This is a genomic window from Streptomyces africanus, assembly GCF_002150735.1.
Classification (GTDB): domain Bacteria; phylum Actinomycetota; class Actinomycetes; order Streptomycetales; family Streptomycetaceae; genus Streptomyces; species Streptomyces africanus.
Genome location: NZ_MUKA01000383.1, coordinates 1 through 550, shown reverse-complemented (window position 1 = coordinate 550; position 550 = coordinate 1). Strand labels below are relative to the sequence as shown.

The window sequence follows — 550 nt, the reverse complement described above, 5'->3', positions numbered from 1 at the left end:
ATCTCGATGGCCACGTCGGCGTTCGGCGCCGTCGGGGTCTACAAGCAGATCAAGAAGGCCCGCGGAGACAACGACACGCTGCGGCTGCTCGACGCCGTCGTGACCGGAGCCGCGGTCGTCACCAACCTGGCCATTCTCTATCGCGAGCTGAAGCAGCTGGGCGACGACGACGTTCTGCTGGGCTGAGAGGGAAGTACTCACCGTGACCACCACGACCGACCTGGTGTCGTACGAGGACGCACTCGCGTCGTACGACCCCGTCATGGGCCTCGAGGTCCATGTCGAACTCGGCACCAAGACCAAGATGTTCTGCGGTTGCTCGACCGGCGTCGAGTCCGCGATCAGGATCGGCCTCGCGCTGAACTGCGAGATCGCCGAATGGTGCCGCTTCGCCCGGAAGAACTACTTCTATCCGGACATGCCGAAGAACTTCCAGACCTCCCAGTACGACGAGCCGATCGCCTTCAACGGCTACCTCGACGTACAGCTGGAGGACGGCGAGACCTTCCGCGTGGAGATCGAGCGCGCCCACATGGAGGAGGACACCGGC

The 550-nt window shown here is 63.8% G+C and carries 1 protein-coding gene and 1 pseudogene; both read left to right on the top strand.

Features of this window, described 5'->3' with window-relative positions:
* The coding region (locus CCL05_RS36875) for a hypothetical protein (protein WP_086564999.1) at nt 1–186 on the top strand (186 nt) is incomplete at its 5' end.
* Between the two features lie 16 nt (nt 187–202).
* Nucleotides 203–550: pseudogene (locus tag CCL05_RS36870) on the top strand (Asp-tRNA(Asn)/Glu-tRNA(Gln) amidotransferase subunit GatB); the annotation flags it as partial.